Origin of the sequence: Pseudohaliea sp., assembly GCF_040217025.1 — a bacterium.
Taxonomy (GTDB): domain Bacteria; phylum Pseudomonadota; class Gammaproteobacteria; order Pseudomonadales; family Halieaceae; genus Pseudohaliea.
In genome coordinates, this window is record NZ_JAVJOA010000008.1 from 343,076 (window position 1) to 364,648 (window position 21,573).

A 21,573-nucleotide genomic window follows, 5' to 3' on the forward strand; every position below is an offset into this window, starting at 1 on the left:
AGACGGGCGACGACAGCGGAGCACTGGCATGGCGGCGATCCACAGGCATTACCACAGGCGGTTCCAACGGCAGCGGGGGCTGTCACTCCCGGCCATTCTCATCATCGCGATGATGGTGGGGTTCTTCATCATGGTCGGCCTGCGCATGGCGCCCTCCTATATCGAATACCTGCAGGTCCGGGAGGTGGTGACCAAGGTCGCGGAGGAATACAACCGCGAGGAGGACACCATTGCCGATGTGCGCCGCAAGCTGGCCACGCTGCTCAACACGAACCAGATCTATGGCATCGACTACAAGGACATCGAGGTGTTCCGCGAGGAGGGCCGGACCTGGATCGATGCGCGCTACGAGGCGCGGGTTCCGGTGGCCTGGCGCATCGATGCGGTCATCAAGTTCGACGACCTCAAGTACGAAGCCGGCCGCAGCTACTCGGACTGAGTCCCCGGTGCAGCTTGACCGCCTCGAGGGCGCGATCGACTATCGCTTCGACGACCGCGAACTCCTCGAGCGCGCACTCGCTCACCGCAGCGTCGGGCGCCGGAACAACGAGCGCCTCGAGTTTCTCGGCGACTCGGCACTGAATCACTACGTCGCCGAGCGCCTCTTCCACCAGTTCCAGGATGCCGACGAGGGCGACCTCTCGCGCATGCGCGCCGCCCTGGTGCGCGGCGATACGCTCGCCGCCGTGGCCCGGCGCCTCGGCCTCGGTGACCACCTGCGCCTCGGCCCCGGGGAGCGCAAGAGCGGCGGACGCCGCCGCGGCTCCATCCTGGCCGATGCCCTCGAGGCCGTCGTCGGCGCCGTGCTCATCGACGGCGGCCCGGCGGCCTGCGCCGCGCTCGTCGATCGCCTCCTCGGCGAAGAGCTCGCGGCGCTCGCCGGCGCGGGGGCGAGCAAGGATCCGAAGACACGGCTGCAGGAACACCTGCAGGGCCGCGGCCTGCCCCTGCCGAGCTACGAGCTGGTGTCGGTGGAGGGCAGCGAGCACGCCCGCGAATTCGAGGTGGCCTGCCGCCTCGAAGCCCCGGCCTGCGAGGCGCGGGGCAGCGGCAGCAGCCGGCGGCGGGCTGAGCAGGCGGCGGCGCGGGCGGTGCTGGAGATCCTGGACCATGGCTGAGGAGGCCCGGGCCGGCTACGTCGCCCTGGTGGGACGCCCGAATACGGGCAAGTCCACGCTGCTCAACTACCTCGTCGGGCAGAAGCTCAGTATCACCTCGCGCAAGCCGCAGACGACGCGGCACCAGATCCTCGGTATCCGCAGCGAGGCCGGCTGGCAGGCCGTCTACGTCGATACGCCGGGGATGCACACGGGCGGCGAGCGGGCGATCAACCGGGTCATGAATCGCGCCGCCCGGTCCGTGCTCGCCGACGTGGACGTGGTCATCATGGTGGTGGATCGCACGGCCTGGACCGACGAAGACGAGCGCGTGCTGGAGCAGGTCCGCGCCAGCGGCGCGCCGGTGATCCTGGCCGTCAACAAGGTCGACCTGCTCGCGGACAAGCGCGTGCTGCTGCCCCACCTGGAGGCGCTGAGCCAGCGTGCGGACTTCGCCGCCATCGTGCCGCTCTCTGCGCTGCGCGAGCACAACCTGGACGAACTCGACGCCGAGGTGCTGAAGCTGCTGCCGGCCGGCGATTTCTTTTTCCCGGAAGACCAGGTCACGGACCGGACGGAGCGCTTTCTCGCCGCGGAGATCGTGCGCGAGAAGATCACCCGGCAGCTCGGCGACGAGCTGCCCTATGCCACCGCGGTGGAGATCGAGGAGTTTGCCGAGGACCGGGGCGTGCTGCACATCAGCGCGCTGGTGCTGGTGGAGCGCCGCGGGCAGAAGCGCATCGTCATCGGGGAGGGCGGCTCGCGGCTGCGCGCCATCGGCACGGAGGCACGCAAGGACATGGAGCGCCTCTTCGACCAGAAGGTCATGCTGCGCCTCTGGGTGAAGGTTCGCGCCGGCTGGGCCGACGACGAGCGCGCCCTGAAGAGCCTCGGCTACGACGAGCGGTAGCCCTTGCGGCAGACCCTGCAGCCGGCCTACCTCCTGCACCGGCGCCCGTACCGGGAGAGCAGCCAGCTGCTGGAGCTGCTCACCGCCGAGCACGGGCGCGTGGGTGCGGTGGCCCGCGGCCTGCGCCGGCGCAGCCGGGGCGGCAGCCCCGGGGCCTTGCTGCAGCCCTTCTCGCCGCTCCTCGTGGGCCTCGCGGGCCGCGGGGAACTGAAGACCCTGGCCGGCGTCGAAACGGGGGGCGGCCTTGCACCGCTGCGCGGCGATGCGCTGCTTTCCGGGCTCTACGTGAACGAGCTGCTCGTGCGCCTGCTGCACCGGGACGATCCGCAGCCCGCGGTCTTCGCGAGCTACGCGACGGTGCTCGCTTCGCTGGCCGACGGCGAGCCCATCGAACCGGCGCTGCGGCGCTTCGAGTGCGAACTGCTGGAGGCGCTGGGCTACGCCTTTGCCTTCGACCGCGACGCCCGCGCCGGCGTGGCGGTGGCGGCCTCCGGCCGCTACCTGTTCGAGCCGGGGGTGGGCGTCTGCGCGCAGCGCCCCGGGGCCGGCGGCACGACCTTCGCCGGTGCCGACCTGTTGCGCGCGGCATCCGGCGACTTTACCGGCAGTGCCGGGAAGGCCGCCAAGGGTGTCCTGCGCAGCGCCCTGGGCGAGCTGCTCGGGGAGCGCCCGCTGCGCAGCCGGCAGCTGTTTCTGCGCCGCCGGGAGCGGCAGGACGGCTGATCGCGGGACCCCGCGGCGCCCTCCACCGGTGGGTCGCGGCGGGGGCGTCGCTCCTACTATACTCTGCGGCCTGTCACGGGAAGGGAGTGCCATGCCCGACTACCCCACCATCGAGAGCTGCATCGGCAACACGCCGCTGGTCCGGCTGCAGCGCATGCCGGGCAGGACCAGCAATACGCTGCTGGCCAAGCTCGAGGGCAATAACCCCGCCGGCTCCGTGAAGGACCGGCCGGCGCTGTCCATGATCGTCGAGGCCGAGCGCCGCGGCGATATCCGGCCGGGCGATACGCTGGTAGAGGCGACCAGCGGCAACACGGGGATCGCGCTGGCCATGGCGGCGGCGATCCGCGGCTACCACATGGTGCTGATCATGCCCGAGAGCGCGAGCAGTGAACGCAAGCTCGCGATGCGGGCCTACGGCGCTGAACTGGTGGAGGTGAGTGGCGAGGCCGGCATGGAGGGCGCCCGCGATCTCGCCGAGGCGATGGAGCAGGAGGGCCGCGGCCGCCAGTTGAACCAGTTTTCCAACCCCGACAACCCGCTGGCCCACTACCGGGGCACCGGCCCGGAACTCTGGCAGCAGACGGGCGGCGGGATCACCCACCTGGTGAGCTCCATGGGCACGACCGGCACCATCATGGGCTGCTCGGCTTACCTGAAGGCGCAGAACCCGGATGTCCAGATTGTCGGCCTGCAGCCAACGGAGGGTGCCAGCATTCCCGGGATCCGCCGCTGGCCGGAGGCCTACCTGCCAAGGATCTTCGAGCCCGCCCGGGTCGACCGGGTGATGGACATCTCCCAGGAGGAGTCCGAGGAGACCATGCGCCGCCTCGCCGCCGAGGAGGGCATTTTCTGCGGCGTCTCCGCCGGCGGCTCGGTGGCCGGCGCGCTGCGCCTGTCGGCGGAAGTGGAGAACGCGACCATCGTCGCCATCATCTGCGACCGCGGCGACCGCTACCTGTCCACCGGCGTCTTCGGCGCGGGCGGCTGAGGCGCGGCAGTGGTTCGGGTTCGCGACCAGGCATGGATCGGCGAAGACGGGCATGCGGACGTGCGCGCCTGGCTCGCGCAGCTGCCGCTGGCGCTGGAGACGACCGACGCCGAGCGGGTGGCATCGGCGGCCCACTGCGCCGCCGATGCCGTCGCCCGGCCGGGCCTCGATCTCGGCGATTGGTGCGCCGATTCCGACTGTCTGCTCGCCGGCCTGGAAACGGCCCAGATCCTGGCCGAACTGCAGGTCAGCGCCGACTGCCTCATCGCCGGCCTGCTGTACCGCGCCGTACGCGAGGAGCGCCTGCCCGTGGCGCAGGTCGAGGAGCGTTTCGGCAGCGCCACGGCGCAGCTGCTCGAGGGTGTGCTGCGCATGGCCGCGGTATCGGACCTGCGCAAGACCGGCGACGAACGGGTGCTCGGGCAGGCCGATGCCCAGCGCGACAACCTGCGCAAGATGCTCGTCGCCATCGTCGATGACGTGCGCGTGGCGCTGATCAAGCTCGCCGAGCGCACCTGCGCGATCCGCGCCGTGAAGAACGACCGCGAGCGCCGCGAGCCAATCGCCCGCGAGGTTTTCGATGTCTACGCGCCGCTGGCGCACCGGCTGGGTATCGGTCACCTCAAGTGGGAGCTGGAAGACCTGTCCTTCCGCTACCTGCACCCGGACGCCTACGGCAAGATCGCCCGGCTGCTGGACGGCAAGCGCCGGGAGCGCGACCTGTTCATCCGCCGGGTCTCCGAGCAACTGCAGGTCGTCCTGCACAATGCCGATATCCAGTTCGAGATCTCCGGCCGGGCCAAGCACATCTACAGCATCTGGCGGAAGATGCAGCGCAAGGGCATCGGCTTTTCCCAGGTCTACGATATCCGCGCCGTGCGACTCCTGGTGCCGAGCGTCGCTGACTGCTACGCGACCCTGGGCCTGGTGCACGGGCTCTGGCGCAACATTCCCAACGAGTTCGACGACTACATCGCGAACCCCAAGGAGAACGGTTACCGCTCGCTGCACACGGCGGTGATCGGTCCCGAGGGCAAGATCCTCGAGGTGCAGATCCGCACCTTCCAGATGCACGAGGAGGCGGAGCTCGGCGTCTGCGCGCACTGGCGCTACAAGGGCTCGGACCCGGACGGGCGTCTCGGCAGCAGCTACGACGAGAAGATCGCCTGGCTCCGGCAGGTGCTCGACTGGCACGAGGAGGGGGACGCCGAGAGCATTGCCGAGGAACTGCGCGCCGACATCACCCAGGACCGCGTGTACGTGTTCACGCCCAAGGGCGACGTGGTCAGCCTCGCCGCCGGCGCCACCCCCCTCGACTTTGCCTACCACGTGCACACCGAGGTCGGGCACCGCTGCCGCGGCGCCAAGGTGAATGGCCAGATCGTACCGCTGACCTATGCCCTGCAGACCGGCGAGCGCGTGGAGATTCTCACCGGGCGCCAGGACCAGCCGCGCCGGGACTGGCTGCAGCCGGGGCTCGGATACCTGCGCACCAGCCGGGCGCGGGCGAAGGTGCAGCAGTGGTTCAAGAGCCAGGCGCGGGAGGAGAACATCGACGCCGGCCGCCAGCTGCTGGAGCGGGAGTTCCGCCGCATGGCCCTGACCAGTGTCGACTACAAGCGCATCGCCGCCAAGGTGCAGCAGCCGACCGTGGAGGACATGTACGCCGCCGTCGGTGCCGGCGACCTGTCCTCCTCGACGGTGGTCAACGCCGCGCAGGGCCTCGTCGGCGACCGTCCGCAGCCCAAGCTGCGCGTGGCGACACCACCGGGGCGCCGCCGCGGCCGCGGGGGGAAAGTCGAGGTGCAGGGTGTCGGCAACCTGCTCACGCACATGGCCGGCTGCTGCAAGCCGCTGCCCGGCGACCGTATCGTGGGCTACATCACCCAGGGGCGCGGGGTGAGCGTGCACCGGGCGGATTGCCAGCGGGTGATGCAGTTCCAGGAGGAGGCGCCGCAGCGCATCATCGATGTCGACTGGGGCGCGGCCGAGGGCGAGCGCTTCGAGGTCGACCTGGCGATCGAGGCCTATGACCGCCAGGGCCTGCTCCGCGACGTCACCGCGCTGTTCGCGAACGCGCGTATCAACGTGCTCGCCATCAACACGCTCTCGAACAAGAACACGCATACGGCGACGATGCAGCTGACGGTCGAGATCAGCGACCTCGGCTCCCTCGCCAAGCTGCTCGAGCGCCTGAACCGCCTGAAGAACGTCATTTCCGCCGCCCGCCTGGACCGCTGAAGGAGCGCCCCGTGCCCCAAGACCGCTACGGCCTCGACGACCTGTTGCGCATCATGGAACGGCTCCGGGACCCGGAAACGGGCTGTCCCTGGGACCTGAAACAGGATTTTGCCAGCATCGTCCCCTCCACCATCGAGGAGTGCTACGAGCTCGCCGAGGCCATCGAGCACGGGGACTTCGACCACGTTGCCGAGGAACTGGGCGACGTGCTGTTCCAGGTGGTGTTCTACGGCCAGCTCGGCCGCGAGGCCGGGCTGTTCGACTTTCCGGGCATCGTGCACACGCTGGCGGACAAGCTCGTGCGCCGACACCCGCACGTCTTCGCCGATGGCGACATCGAGGGGGTCGTCCGCGGCGACCTTGATGAACAGCAGGTCAAGGAGCAGTGGGAGGCGATCAAGGCCGTGGAGCGGCTGGCCCGGGACCAGGCTCACGCGCTGGCCGACGTGCCGACGGCGCTGCCGGCGCTGCCGCGGGCGCAGAAACTGCAGAAACGCGCCGCCCGTGTCGGCTTCGACTGGGACGGTCCGGCGGGGGTGTTCGAGAAACTCGACGAGGAGCTCGCCGAGCTGCGCGCGGCGGTCGCGGCCGGGGAGGGCGCCGCGATCAGCGAGGAACTCGGCGACCTGCTGTTCACCTGCGTGAACCTTGCCCGCCAGCTCAAGGTGGACGGCGAGACGGCGCTGCGCGGGGCGAACGCGAAGTTCGAGGCGCGCTTCGGCGCCATGGAGGACGCCGTGCAGGCCGAGGGCCGCCGTCTGGAGGAGCTCGATGCCGAGGCCCTGGAACAGCGCTGGGCGGCGGCCAAGGCCGCCCTCGCTTCGACCAAAGCCGGGTAGGCCCGCTCTTGTGCCTGTCTGAGCCGCTGTGTAAGGTTGTGCCCCTTCCGGGCGGGGTCGGTGTGCGCTGCAGCTACCGCCGCGTCTCCCCAGCGACTGCAACGACGAGGAATGCGTATGCGTTTGATACTTCTGGGTGCTCCCGGCGCCGGCAAGGGAACGCAAGCGAAGTTCATTACCGAGCGACTCGGGATTCCCCAGATCTCCACGGGCGACATGCTGCGCGCGGCGGTCAAGGCCGAGACCGAGCTCGGCCTCGCCGCGAAGGCGGTCATGGACGCCGGAGGCCTGGTATCGGACGACATCATCATCGGCCTGGTCAACGAGCGTATCGCGCAGCCCGACTGTGAGCGCGGTTTCCTCTTCGACGGGTTCCCGCGGACCATTCCCCAGGCGCAGGCCATGGTCGACGCCGGCGTGGACCTCGACCATGTTTTGGAGATCGCCGTGGACGACGAGGAGATCGTCGGCCGCCTGTCCGGGCGCCGTGTACACCCTGCCTCCGGGCGGGTCTACCACGTGGAGCACAACCCGCCGAAGGAGCCCGGCGTCGACGACGCCACCGGCGAGCCGCTGGTGCAGCGCGACGACGACAGGGAAGAAACGGTGCGCAAGCGCCTGGCGGTCTACCACGAGCAGACCAGCCCCCTGGTCGCCTTCTACCGCGAGATGAAGGGCGAGCGCGCCCCGGCCTGCCACCGCGTCGAGGGCGTCGGCTCCGTCGAGGCTATCCGTGACCGGGTCTTCGAGGCCCTGGGCATCAGCTGATCCCGCGTCCCGGGGGGCGGCCCGCGGTCCCCGTGTTGTAGTTCCCGAAGTCGCTGGCCGGGCCCGTGAAATCCACGGCCCCGCCCGCGAGCGTTGCGTACCATCCGCGCACGCTGCGCCCGCCGGCATCCAGGTAGGCGGTCACCCCCTGCGCCGCGCTGCCGGTGAGCAGCGCGCAGAGATAGTGGTCGCGGCCGTGCGCACGCGCCCAGGCGACGGCGCGCTCGCGGTCGGCCAGGGCGGCGCGAAGCCCGCTGACCAGGTCGGCGGGCAGCCGGGGTACGTCGCAGGGAGCCAGCGCGAGGAGCCAGCCCTCGGGCAGAGCCGGCAGGACCGCTTCGACACCGGCCAGCGGGCCCTGGTAGGGCGGCCGCCGGTCGCACACGATGCCGTCGGCGAGGGCGCTGTAGTCCGCATGGTTGCGGTTACAGGCCACCAGCAGCCGGTCTACCTGCGGACGCAGGCGCCCGGCCGCGGCCCCGGCGAGGGTCGTGGTTCCGAAAGGGAGCAGCCCCTTGTCGGCGCCACCGGCGCGACGACCGGCGCCGCCGGCGAGGAGCAGGCCGAGGACCGGTGCGGACGGCGGAGCGGCCGGCGTGCTGGACATGGGGTCTCCCTGGGTGAGCGCCGGCCAAGTATGGGATACTTGCGCCCCGATTCGCGACCCCGGAGCAAGCCATGAGCGACGGCACCGCCGTGCTCGCCGTGGAAACGGCGACCGATGCCTGCAGCGTATCCCTCGCCCTCGGCGGGGAAGTGCGCAGTCGGCACGAGGTGGTGCCGCGGCAGCATCAGCAGCGGCTGTTCGCCTTCCTGCGCGAGCTTGCCGGCGACACGCCCCTGGCGGCTCTCGGTCTCGACCTCATCGCCTACGGGCGGGGTCCCGGTTCCTTCACCGGCCTGCGCATCGCGGCCGCCGCCGCCCAGGGTCTCGCGTTCAGCCTCGGCCTGCCCGTGGCGGGTATACCGACCCTCGCCGCCCAGGCGAGCACGGCGCTGCGGCAGGGTGCAGCGGCGCCGGACGCTGTTGTCCTCAGCACCATCGACGCGCGTATCGGCGAGCTCTACTGGGCGCTCTACGACACCGGCGGCGGCCTGCCGCGGGCGCTCACCGCGCCCGCCGTCTGTCGCCCCGGGGCGCTGCCAGCGGGCGCCATCGCGGCCGCCACCGCCGGGCGTCCGCTCTACCTGGTTGGCTCCGGCGCCGCCCTTGCCGATGCGTTCCCGGCCGGCCTGCCCCCGTTCGCGGGTGCGTCGCCGGCACTGCTGCCCGAGGCCGAAGACCTCGTGCCCCTCGCCCGCGCCAGCTTTGCCGCGGGTGCTATCGGCAGCGCCGACGCCGTCTCGCCCCTCTACGTACAGGGCGGAGACCGCTGGAAGACCCTCGCCGAGCAGGGCCGGGCGCAGTGATCGAACCGTGGCAGGCGGCGTTCCTCGCCCTGGTGCAGGGGCTGACGGAGTTCCTGCCGATCTCCAGCTCGGCGCACCTGGTGATCCCGGGCCTGGTGCTCGGCTGGCCGGACCAGGGGCTGGCCTTCGATGTCGCCGTGCACGTTGGCACGCTGGCCGCGGTCCTTCTCTACTTTCGCCGCGACCTCGCCGCGCTCGCCGCCGGCACCGGCAGCGCGCTGCTGCAGCGCCGCCTGACGGCACCGGCGCGGGAGGTGCTCGCGCTGGCGGTGGCGACGCTGCCGGTGGTGGTCGCAGGGTTCCTGGCGGAGGACTGGATCGAGGCCGAGCTGCGCACCCTCCCGGTGATAGCCAGCACCACGCTGCTGTTCGGGCTGCTGCTGGTGGCCGCGCACCGCGCGAGCCGGCGCGGGGGGGCCGCTGCGGTCACCGTCGCGGTCGCCCTGGCCGTGGGGCTGGCGCAGGTGCTCGCCCTCGTCCCCGGGACCTCCCGCTCGGGGATCACCATGACTGCGGCCATGCTCCTCGGTGTCGAGCGCACGGCGGCGGCGCGCTTTTCTTTTCTCCTGTCCATCCCGGTGATCGCGGGGGCGGGGCTGCTCAAGGGGGCGGAGCTCGCGGCCGCACCGGAGGCGGCGCCGTGGCTGCCGCTGACGCTGGCGGCACTTCTCGCCGGCGCCTGCGCTTACAGCTGCATCGCCCTGTTCCTGCGCTGGGTGGCGCGCCTCGGGCTGTTGCCTTTCGCGGCCTACCGGGTCGGCCTGGCGCTGGTGCTGTACGCGCTGTGGTTGGCATAATGCCCGTCCTTTCCGCACTGGAGTCGCCATGAAACTCGCGTTTATCGGCCTCGGCGTCATGGGCTATCCCATGGCGGGACACCTGGCCGCGGCCGGCTACGGGGTGACCGTCTACAACCGCACGACTGCCCGCGCGGCGGCCTGGTGCGCGGAGCACGGCGGCGCACACGCCGCGACGCCGGCTGAGGCCGCGGCGGGCGCCGACATGGTGTTCGTCTGCGTCGGCAACGACGACGATGTGCGCGAGGTGGTCCTCGGCAAGCACGGCGCGCTCCCGGCCATGGCGGCCGGCGGCCTCCTCGTCGACCACACGACCGCCTCCGCGGCGCTCGCCCGAGAGCTGCAGGCGACCGCTGCGGCCCGGGGCATCGCGTTCCTCGATGCGCCCGTCTCCGGCGGCCAGGCCGGCGCCGAGAACGGCGCGCTCACGATCATGGTCGGTGGCGACGAGGATGCCTTCGCCCACGCCCAGCCCGTGCTCTCCGCCTACGCGCGCTGTGCCCGGCGTCTCGGGCCCGCCGGGAGCGGCCAGCTCGCCAAGATGGTCAACCAGGTCTGCATTGCCGGCGTCGTCCAGGGGCTCGCCGAGGGGCTCGCCTTCGCGGAGCGCGCCGGCCTCGACGCCGCGGCGGTGGTCGAGGTCATCTCCCAGGGCGCGGCGCAGTCGTGGCAGATGGAGAACCGCTACAAGACCATGCTCGCCGGCGAGTACGAGCACGGCTTTGCCGTGGACTGGATGCGCAAGGACCTCGGCCTGGTGCTGGAGGAGGCGGACCGCTACCGGCTCGGCCTGCCGCTGACCAGCCTGGTCGATGCCTTCTACGCCGATGTGCAGCACATGGGCGGCGGACGCTGGGATACGTCCAGCCTCTACGCCCGCATGCGTGCTATCGCCGCCCTCGGCGGGGACGGCGGGGACGGCGGGGACGGCGGAGAGGAGGACTGACATGGCCAGCGCCGCCTTCAACGAGGGTCTGCTCGCGTTTCTCCGCCTCGCCACCACGCCGTTTCATGCCGTGGCCGCGCTCGCCGGGGCGCTAGAGGAAGCGGGTTACAGCGCCCTGCCGGAGGATCGCAGCTGGTCCCTGGAGCCCGGGGGGCGCTACTACGTCACCCGTAACGGCTCGAGCCTGGTCGCCTTCCGCCTCGGCGATGAGCGCACCGCGGGCCTGCGCATGGTCGGGGCCCACACCGACAGCCCCTGCCTGATGGTGAAGCCCAACCCGGACCTGACCCGGCACGGCTGCTACCAGCTCGGCGTCGAGGTCTACGGCGGTGCGCTGCTGAATCCCTGGTTCGACCGGGACCTGTCCCTCGCCGGGCGGGTGAGCTACAGCCGCCGCGACGGCGCCCTGGCGACGGCCCTGGTGGATCTGCGCGAGCCGGTGGCGGTCATTCCGAGCCTGGCGATCCACCTCGACCGGGAGGCGAACAGCAATCGCAGCGTCAACCCGCAGACCGACATCCTGCCGCTCCTGTGCCTTCCCGGTGACGGTGAGGAGCCCGCGCTGCGCACCCTGCTCGCGGAGCACCTGCGCGGTCTCGGCCTCGACCCGGTGGAGGTGCTCGACTACGAGCTCAACCTCTACGATACGCAGCCGCCGGCGCAGGTCGGGCTGCAGGGCGAGTTCATCACCAGTGCGCGCCTGGACAACCTGCTCTCCTGCTACACGGGACTGCGCGCGCTGCTAAAGAGCGACGGCCGCCAGCCGGCGCTGCTCGTCTGCAACGACCACGAGGAAGTCGGCAGCGTTTCCGCCGCCGGCGCCCAGGGCCCGTTCCTGCGCTCCGTGCTTGCGCGCATCGCCGGTGATGCGGAAGCCTGTGCCTGCCTCGTCGACCGCTCGATGCTGATCTCGGCGGACAATGCGCACGCCGTGCACCCGAACTTCGCGGACCGGCACGACGGCAACCACGGCCCGCGGATCGGCGGCGGGCCGGTGATCAAGCTGAACGTGAACCAGCGCTACGCGAGCAACAGCGAGACCTCGGCGCTCTTCCGCCAGCTGGCGGGCCAGGTCGGCGTGCCGGTGCAGAGCTTCGTGACCCGCACGGACATGGCCTGCGGCAGCACCATCGGCCCGCTCACCGCGGCCGAGGTCGGGGTACGCACCCTCGACGTCGGTGTCCCCACCTTTGCCATGCACTCGATCCGAGAGACCGCGGGCAGCGAGGACGCGCTGGCGCTGTGCCGCGTCCTGCGCGCGTTCTACGAGGCCCCGGAACCGCTTTTCCCGCGTTGACGCGGCGCGTCCTGCTGCTGTCCGCCTATGCGGCGGACAGCCACGAGTACTGGCGCCGCCGCCTCGCGGTGCTGCTTCCGGAGCACCGGTTCACAGCGTTGACGCTGCCGCCGCGCCATTTCAGCTGGCGCCTGCGCGGTAACGCGCTGTACTGGGCCGGCGCCGAGCGGGCGACCCTGGAGGCCGGCTACGACGCTCTCCTGGCCACGTCCGTCGTCGACCTGGCGACGCTGCGCGGGCTGGTGCCGGCGCTGGCATCGCTGCCGACGCTGCTCTACTTCCACGAAAACCAGTTCGCCTACCCGCCCGGCGCTCGGCAGCAGGGCCGGCTAGAGGCCCAGGTGACCAGCCTGTACAGCGCGCTGGCGGCTGACCGGCTCGCCTTCAACTCCGCCTGGAACCGTGACAGCTTCCTGGCGGGCGCGGCCGATCTCCTCGGGCGCCTCCCGGACCGGGTGCCGCCGGGCATCGTCGACACCCTGGCGGTGCGGAGCGAGGTCCTTCCCGTTCCCCTCGCCGCCGACGTGGATGTCCCGGGGGCGGGTGCACACCCGTTCAGCGGTGACGGTCCTTACCGGGGCGCCGGCGGGCGTCCGCTGCGACTGGCCTGGCTCGGCCGCTTCGAGTACGACAAGGGACCCGAACGGCTCGCGCGGCTTGCCGGGCACCTCGCCGCCGGCGAGCGTCCGATCGAGCTCGCTCTCGTCGGCCGCCGCTTCCGCCGCGAACCGGGGGCCTTCGCGGCGCTGCCGGCGATCCTCGGCGAGCGCCTCGTGCACTGCGGCTACCTGTCGCAGCGATCGGACTACCTGGCCCTGCTCTCGGCCGCGGACATCGTGCTGTCGACGGCGCTGCACGAGTTCCAGGGTATCGCGGTGCTCGAGGCGGTGGCCCGCGGCTGCGTGCCCTGCGTGCCCGATGCGCTGGCCTACCGGGAGCTTTACCCGGCGCGCTTCCGCTACCCGGTGCAGGGGGAGACGGAAGCCGACAGCCGGGCCGCCGCGGCACGCATCGAAACCCTGTCCGAGGCGCTGGCCGCCGGCGCGGTGCCGGCGCCCCCCGTGGCGCCCTGGCAGGGCCCGGCGCTGGCGCCGCGTTACCTCCGCGCCCTGGCCTTCGAGCCCGCGCCCGCCACGCCCCGGCCCCCTGACCGCGCATAGCATTGACCGGCAAAACCGGTATCATTGGCGCCTTTTCCGAAGGGGCCAGGGGCATGGGCAAGCAGCGGTATCTCACCGGCATCACCACCACCGGGACGCCGCACCTCGGCAATTACGTCGGCGCCATCCGGCCGGCGATCGAGGCGGTCAACGCCGGCGGCGCGGAGTATTTCTTCTTCCTCGCGGACTATCACGCCCTGATCAAGTGCGCCGACCCGGCGCAGGTACGGCGCTCGTCCCGGGAGATCGCCGCGACCTGGCTGGCCCTCGGCCTCGACACCGACAGCGCCGTGTTCTACCGCCAGTCCGACGTGCCCGAGATCCCCGAGCTCACCTGGATCCTCGGCTGCAGTGCGGCCAAGGGCCTGATGAACCGCGCCCACGCCTACAAGGCGGCGGTGCAGGCCAACGAGGAGGCGGGGGAGGACCCGGACTACGGGGTGACCATGGGCCTGTTCAACTACCCGGTGCTCATGGCCGCCGATATTCTCATGTTCAACGCCACCCATGTGCCCGTGGGGCGGGACCAGCTCCAGCACCTGGAGATGGCGCGGGACATCGCCCAGCGCTTCAATCACAAGTTCGCCGAGCTGTTCACGCTCCCGGACGCCGTGGTGGACGACAGCGTCGCCGTGCTCCAGGGCCTGGACGGCCGCAAGATGAGCAAGAGCTACGGCAACACGATCCCGCTCTTCGAGGGGGAGAAGAAGCTGCGCAAGGCCATCAACAAGATCAAGACCAATCTCCTCGAACCGGGGGAGCCGAAGGATCCGGACAGCTCCACGGTGTTCCAGGTCTGGTCGGCGTTCGCGCCGCCGGCCGAGGTGGAGCGCATGCGCGCCGAGTTCGCCGCCGGCATCGCCTGGGGCGAGGCGAAGAAGCAGCTGTTCGAGCTGATCAACGACGAGCTGGCGCCGGCCCGCGAACGCTACGAGGCGCTCATGGCGGACCCGGGGCACATCGAGGCCGTGCTGAAGGCGGGCGCCGAGCGCGCCCGGGCCGAGGCGGTGCCCCTCATGCGGCGCGTGCGCGAGGCGGTGGGGATTGCGCCGATGGACGCCGACTAGCAGCGCCGACTGCTCGCGCCGGGTGGCAGTGCCGGCTGGACGCGCGGTCTAGAACCAGTAGCTGACGCCCACCCCGCCGTAGACGTTGCGCCCGGGTGCCGGCTCGAAGAACCGGTTGAAGTTCTGGTTGACGCGGATGTTGGCGAAGTAGCTCTCGTCGAAGAGGTTGTTGATGCCGAGGTAGGGGCTGACGGCCAGCGCCCCCAACCGGTATTGGCGGCCGAAGCGGAGGTTGCTGACGGTGTAGCCATCCACCCGCGCCGCCGGGCTGTTGGCATCGTTCGCGTAGAGTTCACCCACCCGCAGCAGGTCCCAGGTCGCGTACCAGCCCGCGCTGTGGGTCCAGGCCAGCTCGGCGAAGAGCTGCGATTCCGGCACCCCCGGCAGCGTGTTGCCGTCGAAGGTCTCGCCCCCCGCGCTGTAGCGGTCATAGCGGAAATCGTTGTAGCTCCAGGCGACGGTCAGGCGCAGCCCCTCGGCAAGGCGCGCTTCCGCGGCGACCTCCAGCCCGTCCCGGGTCGAGGAACCGGCATTGCGATAGAACACATCGCCGTTCGCCTCGAAGGGCACCAGCTCGTCCTCGAGGTCGATACGGAAAACGGCAGCCTCGTAGCGCAGCCGGTCGCCGTAAAGTCCCTTCACCCCGACCTCGTAATTGGTCGAGGTCTGCGCCTCCAGGGCTTCCAGGAAGCCCGGGCCCGCCGGGTTCTCGAGCTGGTTCAGGCTGGGTGTCTCGAAGGACGTCGACACGTTGGCATAGAGGTTCGCCCAGGACAGCGGCGACCAGAGCAGTCCCGCCATCGGCGTGAACTCGTCGAAGGTGATGGACCCGGAATCGTCGCCGTCTACCAGGAAGTCGTCGCGCAGCTTGAAGTCCAGCGACTCGTAGCGTCCGCTCAACCGCAGCGCCAGCGCATCGCCCAGCGCCAGCTCGTCCTGCAGGTAGAAAGCCCTACTGTCCACTGACTCCCGCTGCCGCTGGGTCAGCGCCCCCCGGTTGCCCTCGCTGTCGGCGTCGAAGCGCTCGCGGTCATCCTCCTGGGCCGTCAGCTCGAAGCCGGCGATGAAGCGGTTGTCGAGCCCGAACAGGGAGCCGGCCAGCTGGTACTCGGCGCCGCCGCCGAGGTAGCGCCGATCGAAGGTGGTGTGGTCCACGAAAGGGCAGGGCAGCCGGGCGTCGAACTCGCGATCGAGCAGGTAGCCGCGCAGGCGGAGCGACTGTCCCTCGCCCAGCGCCTTGCGCAGGACCACGCCGGTGCGGTACTGGTCCGCGGTCTCGCGCACGTTGCAGTCGATGCTGTTCTGCCGCGCGCGGTCGCGGGGCCCTTCGGCAAGTTCTGCCGGCGTGAGGGCGCCCGGGTCCTGCGCGGTCTTGTCGAGGGCGGCGAAGACCGCGGTCAGCTCCAGGGTCGGATCCAGCTCGTAGCGGACCGTGGAGTTCAGGGTGGTGGTCTCGGCCCGCGCGTGATCACGGAAGCCGTCGAGGTCCTGCCGTCGCACGCTGGCAAGATAGCTGAGCCTGCCGCTGCTGCCGCTGGCCTTCAGCTGCAGTTGCCGCTGGCCGTATTCCCCTACCGTGGCCCGGGTCTCCAGGGTTGGCCGGGCCGCGGGCTTCTCGCTGTAGATATTGATGGCGCCGCCGGCGGCCGTGCCGAAGAGGGCTGCGGAGGGTCCGCGCAGCACCTCGACCCGTCCCATGGAGCCCATGTCGAGATCGTCGACCTGGCTCGTCCCGTCCGGCGTGGTCAGGGGTATATCGTCGACCGCGATGCGGATGCCGCTCTGGCCGAACTGTGCCCGGGCGCCGAAGCCCCGGATGGCAATGCGCAGATCCTGGTTGAGGTTGTACCGGTTCTGGAAGAACACCCCGGGCACCCGGGTCAGGGCCTCGTCGATACCGATCTGCTGACGCCCGAGCTGGATATCCTCGAGGGTGACCGCGGTAATGGCGAAGGGCGAGCGCTCCACCGTGCTGTCGAGGCGCGGAGACACGACGACCACCTCCTCGATCGCCGCGGAGAGCGGTGCCGACAGGGCGGCCAGGGCAGGCAGGAGGAGCGTGGCGGCGCGGCGGCGGGGCATGGCGAATTCTTCAGCGGCAAAGGCCCGGCACTATAACAAAGCGGGGCCGATGCCACGAAAGCGGCGCGCAGGTCGCGTCTGCTATCATGCGCCTCCTTCCGCCGGAGGCGCACCATGGACAGCGCAGCGCAGGTACTTGCGGTCAACGACGACCTTCCCATTCGCACCGGTGCCCCGGTGCACAGCGGCAAGGTGCGGGCGGTCTACTGGCTGACCGAGGCCGATTCGCGGCGCCTCGCGGAGCGCCGCGGCTACCCGGTGCTTCCGGGTGCGGCGCTGGGCATCATGGTGATCTCGGACCGCCTCTCCGCCTTCGACTGCCTCTGGCGGGCCGAGGGAGGCTGGGACGGCGTGCCCGGCAAGGGCGCGGCGCTCAACGCGATCGCCGCACACTGGTTCCGTCGCTTCGCCGCGGAGGGGCTCGCGCCCGCGCACCTGCTGGAGGCGCCGCACCCGCTGCTCTGGGTCGTGCAGCGGGCCAGGCCGCTGGCGATCGAGGCCATCGCCCGGCAGTACATCACCGGCTCGCTCTGGCGTGCCTACGCGCGGGGGGAGCGGCGTTTCTGCGGCATCGACCTGCCGGAGGGCCTCGGCGAGCACAGCCGCCTGCCGGAGCTGCTGATGACGCCCTCCACCAAGGGGGTGCTGCGCGGTATCCCCGGCGTGCCGGAGGCGGACGACGTCAACGTCAGCCGCGAACAGCTGCTCGCCCACAGCGCCAGCTTCGGCTTCGCCCGACCCGCCGATGTCGATCACTACAGCACGCTGCTCGCGGCCGGATTCCGCCTTATCGAGCGAGAGCTGGCGGCGCTGGACCTGGTCTTCGTCGATACGAAGTTCGAGTTCGGCTATGTCCGGTGCCCCGGTGGCAGCGACACCCCGGACGGTGGCGAGCAGCTCATCTACCTCGACGAGGTCGGCACCCCCGATTCCTCGCGGATCTGGGATGGCGCCGCCCACCGCGCCGGCAAGGTGGTGGAGTTCTCCAAGGAGGCCTTCCGCCAGGCGCTGCTGGCCGGTGCGCCGGATCCGCAGGTGCTGCTGGACAAGGACCGCATGGACGCCCGGCGGGCGCTGGCCGGCGACTGGGTCCTGCCCCGGGCGCTCTTCGAGCAGGTGTCGGCCAGCTATCGCGACCTCGCCGAGCGGCTCACCGGCCAGCCTCTGCGGGTGCCCGAGCGGCCGCGGGAGGAACTCACGGGGGTGCTTGCCGACGAGCTCGGGCTGGTGGACTGAGCGGTGCTCGGCGACCCGGCCTTTTACGCGGTGTGCGTACCCGGCGTGCTGCTGTACGGTATCGCCAAGGGCGGCTTCGGCGGCGCCGTCGCCATTCTTGCCGTGCCCCTGATGGCGCTGGTCATGCCGCCGGCGCAGGCCGCGGCGATCCTGCTGCCGATTCTCTGCGTCATGGACGCGGTAGTCGTGCGCACCTACTGGGGGCATTTCGACGGGCGGGCCCTGCGCCTGCTCCTGCCGGGGGCCGTGGTGGGCATCGTGCTCGGCTACCTCACCCTGGACGTGATGAACGAGCACTGGCTGCGCCTGCTGGTCGGGTTCGTCGCCGGCAGCTTCGGTGTGCTGACCCTGCTCGGCCTGCAGGCCATGACCGGCCGCGACCACCACCCCGGTACCGCGGGCTTCTTCGGCGGCCTCGCCGGCTTCACCAGTTTCTCGATCCACGCCGGCGGTCCGCCGCTGACTATGTACCTGCTGCCGAAGGGCCTGCCGCCGCTGGTTTTCGCGGGCACGGCGGGCCTGTTCTTCGCCGTGGTCAATGCCCTGAAGCTCCTGCCCTATTACCTGCTCGGCCAGTTCTCCGCGGAAAACCTGCTGTACTCGCTGGTGCTGGTGCCGCTGGCGCCGGTGGGTGTGCGTATCGGCCACTGGCTGGTGCGCCTGTCCCGCCCCGCGGTGTATTACCGGATCATCTCCGTGTTCCTCGTGGTGGTCGGTATCAAGCTGTGCGTTGACGGGGCCCGCGGGCTCGGCGTCGGCGCGACGCTCGTTCCCTAGAGTCGCGTCCCGTCGCGGGCTATACTGCGGCCCCCGCAAGACGACAGGGCGGCGCCGCGGGCGCGGCCCTCGCCAGCAAGGAGTGCCCATGCAGATCGTCAAGCTCACCGACACGGTAGGCGTTTCCGGGCAGATCAGCCCGGCGGACCTGCCGGCCCTGGCCGAGGCCGGTTACCGGGTCATCATCAACAACCGCCCGGACGGTGAGGCCCTGGACCAACCGAGCTCCGCAGAGTTCGCCGCCGCGGCGGAGGCCGCGGGCCTCGAGTACCACTACTACCCGCTGAATGCCTTCAATTACCCCGGGGATGACCCCGGTGCCATGGCACAGCTCTTCGACGACGGCGAGCGGCCGGTCTTCGCCTTCTGCCGCAGCGGCACGCGCTCCACGAACCTGTGGATCAGCAGCCGAGAAGCCGGGGAGCAGGAGTCGGCGCGGGAGCGCGCCCGCGGTCTCGGCTTCGACGTCTCCATGTCCCAGCGCTGAGCGGGCACCCACGCAACTTCCGGGAGTTTTCATGCGCACGATCCTCCGTACCCTTTGCCTGCCCCTGAGCCTGGCCGTGGCGCCGGTGCTGGCGGATGAGCTTGCCGATGCCGTGCAGCGGGACTACGACACGCACCTCGCCCCGCTCTTCGAGCACTTTCATCGCAATCCCGAGCTCTCCTTCATGGAAACGGAAACCGCCGCGCGCCTCGCCGCCGAACTGCGCGACGCCGGTTTCGAGGTGACCGAGGGCGTCGGGCGCACCGGTATCGTCGCCATCCTGGAGAACGGCGACGGCCCCACGGTGATGATGCGGGCGGACATGGACGGGCTGCCGGTTCCTGAGAAAACGGGGCTGCCTTACGCCTCCGAGGCGACGCAGGTGGACCGCAACGGCAACGAGGTGCCGGTGATGCACGCCTGTGGGCACGACGTGCACATTACGGCGCTCGTGGGTACGGCGCGGCAGATGGCGGCGCGCCGAGACGAGTGGTCCGGCACGCTCATGCTCATCGGCCAGCCGGCCGAAGAGGTGATCGCCGGTGCTCGGGTCATGATGGAGGACGACCTCTGGGCGCGTTTCGGCAAGCCCGACCAGGCCCTGGCCTTTCACGTGGCCTCCAGTATCCCCACCGGCAGGCTCTCGGCGCCCCTCGCGCCGTACTCCGGCTCGGACACGGTGGACATCATCGTGCACGGGATCGGCGCCCACGGCGCCAGCCCGCATGCAGGCATCGACCCGGTACTGGTCGGTTCGCAGATCGTCCTCGGCCTGCAGACCGTGGTCAGCCGCAACCTGGCGCCGCGGGAGCCGGGGGTGATTACGGTCGGTGCCTTCCACGCCGGCACGAAGCACAACATCATTTCCGACCGCGCCCACCTCAAGCTGACGGTGCGCAGTGAAAGCACCGCCGCGCGCAAGCTGCTCCTCGACGGCATCCGCCGCGTCGCCGAGAACACGGGCCGCGCCGCGGGCCTGCCGGAAGACCTCCTGCCCGAGGTAATCGTCTCCGACGAGAGCACGCCGCCGACGCTGAACGACCCGGAGCTCACCGCGCGCCTCACCGCCCGCTGGGGCGAGCGTTTCGGCGAAGACGTGTTCAACACGGCGAAGCGCGAGGGCATGGGTGCGGAGGACTTTCCCTTCTTCGTGACCGACCCGTACATCCCGAGCACCTATTTCGCGGTCGGCGGTACCCCGCAGGCGGCCTTCGATGCCGCCAGCGCGGGTGGCCCGCCGGTGCCGTCGCACCACTCGCCGCTGTTCAAAGTGGCCCCGGAGCCCTCGATCACCCTGGGCGTCGAGGCGACGGTCACCGGGCTCCTGGAACTGCTCGGTCGCTGAGCGTGACCGACGCGGTACCGGTGCGGCCCGCGAGTACCGTCGTGCTCCTGCGCGAGCACGGCGGGCGGCTCGAAACGCTGCTGTTGAAACGCAACAAGGCGCTGATCTTCGCCGGCGGTTTCTGGGTCTTTCCCGGCGGCGCCATCGACGATGCGGACCGGGCAGCGGCCGGGGGTGATCTGGACCGTGCCGCGCGCCTGGCCGCCGCCCGCGAGGCGGCAGAAGAGGCCGGCGTGGTCGCCGACCCGGACGCCATGGTGCCGCTGAGCCACTGGACCACCCCCGCGGTGGAAAAGCGCCGCTTCGCCACCTGGTTCTTCGCTGCGCCGCTGGCGGCCGATGCGGAAGTCACTATCGACAACGGCGAGATCCACGCCGCGCGCTGGCTGGGGCTGGCGGAGGCGCTGGCGGAACACGCGGCCGGGGAACTCAACCTGATGCCGCCGACCTACGTGACCCTGCTCAACCTCGTCGCCTACCCGGACCTCGCGACCATGCTCGCCGTCGAGGCACGCTCGCCGGTCCCCCGGGTGGAGCCGGTGCTCGGCCGCGAAGGTGAGCAACTGGTCACCATCTACCCCGGCGATGCGGCGTACGATGGCGGCGATCCGGGGCTTGCCGGGCCGCGGCACCGCTGCGTCCTCGAGGGGCGGCAGTGGGTTTTCCAGTGCCGGGACCTGCCCACGGGCTGCCAGCCCCTGGTTCCCTCGGAGCGCGGGCGCGATGAGCGGCCCTGAAGTCCGCCACCCGCTGTGGGATCTCCCGGTGCGGATCACGCACTGGGTCATCACCCTGTGCCTGCCCGCCGCCTGGTGGACCGCGGAGGAGGGCATGCTGGAGCTTCACGCCTGGATCGGCTACACGGTGCTCAGCCTGGTGCTCGCGCGCCTCGCCTGGGGCGTCTGCGGCAGTCCCCAGGCGCGGTTCGCTGACTTCCTGCGCGGCCCCCGGGCGATCCTCGCCTACCTGCGCGAGGGCCACCGGGAGACACTGGGGCACAACCCCCTCGGCGGCTGGTCCGCGATGGCGCTCTGGGCCCTGCTGCTGGCGCAGGCCGTGAGCGGCCTCTACAACAGCGACGGCATCCTCTTCGACGGGCCGCTCTACGCGGCAGTGGACGGGGCAGTCGCCGACAAGCTCGGCGCCTTTCACGAAACCGCTTTCAACGTGCTCCTGGCCTTCGTCGGTCTGCACATCGCCACCGTCGCTTTCTACCAGTGGGGCAGGAAGCAGCAGCTGCTCGTGCCCATGTTCCGCGGTTCGGCGGCCGGGCGCGAGGGCACGGGCCCCGCGGTGCCCGTGGCGCGCTGGCTGTTCCTGCTCGACCTGGTTGCGCTGGCGCTGCTGGCCATCCTCGCCGCGGCACCGGAGCCCGTCTCTTCCTGGTGGTGACCCGGCGG

The 21,573-nt window shown here is 71.0% G+C and carries 22 protein-coding genes; 20 read left to right on the plus strand and 2 right to left on the minus strand.

Annotated features, from left to right (window positions below; genetic code table 11):
* Positions 1–28 precede the first annotated feature (28 nt).
* The 8 genes from RKE50_RS05750 to adk all read left to right on the plus strand — a co-directional run bounded on the left by RKE50_RS05750 (position 29) and on the right by adk (position 7,569).
* A complete protein-coding gene (locus RKE50_RS05750; protein WP_350035091.1) occupies positions 29–439 on the plus strand; it encodes a DUF4845 domain-containing protein in 411 nt (136 codons plus the stop codon).
* A gap of 7 nt (positions 440–446) precedes the next feature.
* The gene (gene rnc / locus RKE50_RS05755; RefSeq protein ID WP_350035092.1) at positions 447–1,118 is read left to right on the plus strand and encodes a ribonuclease III; all 672 of its coding nucleotides are present in this window, start codon (positions 447–449) and stop codon (positions 1,116–1,118) included.
* Positions 1,111–2,007, plus strand: a complete 897-nt coding sequence (gene era, locus RKE50_RS05760; protein WP_350035093.1) for a GTPase Era — start codon at positions 1,111–1,113, stop codon at positions 2,005–2,007. The genes rnc and era overlap by 8 nt, the downstream gene beginning before the upstream one ends.
* A gap of 3 nt (positions 2,008–2,010) precedes the next feature.
* Positions 2,011–2,730: a DNA repair protein RecO gene (gene recO, locus RKE50_RS05765; protein ID WP_350035095.1), complete on the plus strand. Its 720-nt coding sequence runs from the start codon at positions 2,011–2,013 to the stop codon at positions 2,728–2,730.
* A gap of 91 nt (positions 2,731–2,821) precedes the next feature.
* Positions 2,822–3,721: a cysteine synthase CysM gene (gene cysM / locus RKE50_RS05770; protein WP_350035096.1), complete on the plus strand. Its 900-nt coding sequence runs from the start codon at positions 2,822–2,824 to the stop codon at positions 3,719–3,721.
* A 9-nt stretch (positions 3,722–3,730) separates the two neighbouring features.
* On the plus strand, positions 3,731–5,962 hold the full coding sequence (gene relA / locus RKE50_RS05775; RefSeq protein WP_350035097.1) for a GTP diphosphokinase: 2,232 nt from the start codon (positions 3,731–3,733) through the stop codon (positions 5,960–5,962).
* Between the two features lie 11 nt (positions 5,963–5,973).
* Positions 5,974–6,801, plus strand: coding sequence for a nucleoside triphosphate pyrophosphohydrolase (mazG, locus tag RKE50_RS05780; RefSeq protein ID WP_350035098.1), 828 nt, complete (start codon positions 5,974–5,976; stop codon positions 6,799–6,801).
* Positions 6,802–6,918: 117 nt separating this feature from the next.
* Positions 6,919–7,569, plus strand: coding sequence for an adenylate kinase (gene adk, locus RKE50_RS05785; RefSeq protein WP_350035099.1), 651 nt, complete (start codon positions 6,919–6,921; stop codon positions 7,567–7,569).
* Here adk and mobA read toward each other — a convergent pair.
* On the minus strand, positions 7,562–8,176 hold the full coding sequence (mobA, locus tag RKE50_RS05790) for a molybdenum cofactor guanylyltransferase MobA (protein WP_350035100.1): 615 nt from the start codon (positions 8,174–8,176) through the stop codon (positions 7,562–7,564). The two genes, adk and mobA, sit on opposite strands and share 8 nt — an antisense overlap.
* A gap of 71 nt (positions 8,177–8,247) precedes the next feature.
* Between mobA and tsaB the strand changes: the two genes are divergently transcribed.
* From tsaB to RKE50_RS05820, 6 genes are read left to right on the plus strand one after another with little or no spacing between them, the layout of a single operon-like run.
* Positions 8,248–8,979 (plus strand): tRNA (adenosine(37)-N6)-threonylcarbamoyltransferase complex dimerization subunit type 1 TsaB, encoded by a 732-nt coding sequence (gene tsaB / locus RKE50_RS05795; protein ID WP_350035101.1) that lies wholly within the window; start codon positions 8,248–8,250, stop codon positions 8,977–8,979.
* Positions 8,979–9,776 carry an undecaprenyl-diphosphate phosphatase gene (locus RKE50_RS05800; RefSeq protein WP_350036483.1) on the plus strand — a complete coding sequence of 266 codons (798 nt, stop codon included), beginning with the start codon at positions 8,979–8,981 and terminating at the stop codon, positions 9,774–9,776. Before tsaB ends, RKE50_RS05800 begins: the two co-directional genes overlap by 1 nt.
* Positions 9,777–9,804: 28 nt before the next feature.
* Positions 9,805–10,722 carry an NAD(P)-dependent oxidoreductase gene (locus RKE50_RS05805; RefSeq protein ID WP_350035102.1) on the plus strand — a complete coding sequence of 306 codons (918 nt, stop codon included), beginning with the start codon at positions 9,805–9,807 and terminating at the stop codon, positions 10,720–10,722.
* Position 10,723: 1 nt separating this feature from the next.
* Positions 10,724–12,019 (plus strand): M18 family aminopeptidase, encoded by a 1,296-nt coding sequence (locus RKE50_RS05810; protein ID WP_350035103.1) that lies wholly within the window; start codon positions 10,724–10,726, stop codon positions 12,017–12,019.
* The gene (locus RKE50_RS05815) at positions 12,016–13,179 is read left to right on the plus strand and encodes a tRNA-queuosine alpha-mannosyltransferase domain-containing protein (RefSeq protein ID WP_350035104.1); all 1,164 of its coding nucleotides are present in this window, start codon (positions 12,016–12,018) and stop codon (positions 13,177–13,179) included. The genes RKE50_RS05810 and RKE50_RS05815 overlap by 4 nt, the downstream gene beginning before the upstream one ends.
* Before the next feature lie 53 nt (positions 13,180–13,232).
* Positions 13,233–14,246 carry a tryptophan--tRNA ligase gene (locus RKE50_RS05820; protein ID WP_350035105.1) on the plus strand — a complete coding sequence of 338 codons (1,014 nt, stop codon included), beginning with the start codon at positions 13,233–13,235 and terminating at the stop codon, positions 14,244–14,246.
* Between the two features lie 48 nt (positions 14,247–14,294).
* On the opposite strand, the gene RKE50_RS05825 is transcribed toward RKE50_RS05820, so the two are convergent.
* A complete protein-coding gene (locus RKE50_RS05825; protein WP_350035106.1) occupies positions 14,295–16,328 on the minus strand; it encodes a TonB-dependent receptor family protein in 2,034 nt (677 codons plus the stop codon).
* A 114-nt stretch (positions 16,329–16,442) separates the two neighbouring features.
* Between RKE50_RS05825 and purC the strand changes: the two genes are divergently transcribed.
* The 6 genes from purC (at position 16,443) to RKE50_RS05855 (ending at position 21,565) form a co-directional block, all read left to right on the plus strand.
* Positions 16,443–17,564 carry a phosphoribosylaminoimidazolesuccinocarboxamide synthase gene (gene purC / locus RKE50_RS05830; RefSeq protein WP_350035107.1) on the plus strand — a complete coding sequence of 374 codons (1,122 nt, stop codon included), beginning with the start codon at positions 16,443–16,445 and terminating at the stop codon, positions 17,562–17,564.
* 3 nt (positions 17,565–17,567) lie between these two features.
* On the plus strand, positions 17,568–18,341 hold the full coding sequence (locus tag RKE50_RS05835; RefSeq protein ID WP_350035108.1) for a sulfite exporter TauE/SafE family protein: 774 nt from the start codon (positions 17,568–17,570) through the stop codon (positions 18,339–18,341).
* An 88-nt stretch (positions 18,342–18,429) separates the two neighbouring features.
* A complete protein-coding gene (locus tag RKE50_RS05840; RefSeq protein WP_350035109.1) occupies positions 18,430–18,828 on the plus strand; it encodes a protein tyrosine phosphatase family protein in 399 nt (132 codons plus the stop codon).
* A gap of 31 nt (positions 18,829–18,859) precedes the next feature.
* Positions 18,860–20,173 (plus strand): amidohydrolase, encoded by a 1,314-nt coding sequence (locus RKE50_RS05845; RefSeq protein WP_350035110.1) that lies wholly within the window; start codon positions 18,860–18,862, stop codon positions 20,171–20,173.
* 2 nt (positions 20,174–20,175) lie between these two features.
* Complete coding sequence (locus RKE50_RS05850) at positions 20,176–20,910, plus strand: NUDIX domain-containing protein (protein ID WP_350035111.1); 735 nt, start codon at positions 20,176–20,178, stop codon at positions 20,908–20,910.
* Positions 20,897–21,565, plus strand: a complete 669-nt coding sequence (locus RKE50_RS05855) for a cytochrome b/b6 domain-containing protein (RefSeq protein WP_350035112.1) — start codon at positions 20,897–20,899, stop codon at positions 21,563–21,565. The genes RKE50_RS05850 and RKE50_RS05855 overlap by 14 nt, the downstream gene beginning before the upstream one ends.
* The last annotated feature ends 8 nt before the right edge of the window (positions 21,566–21,573 follow it).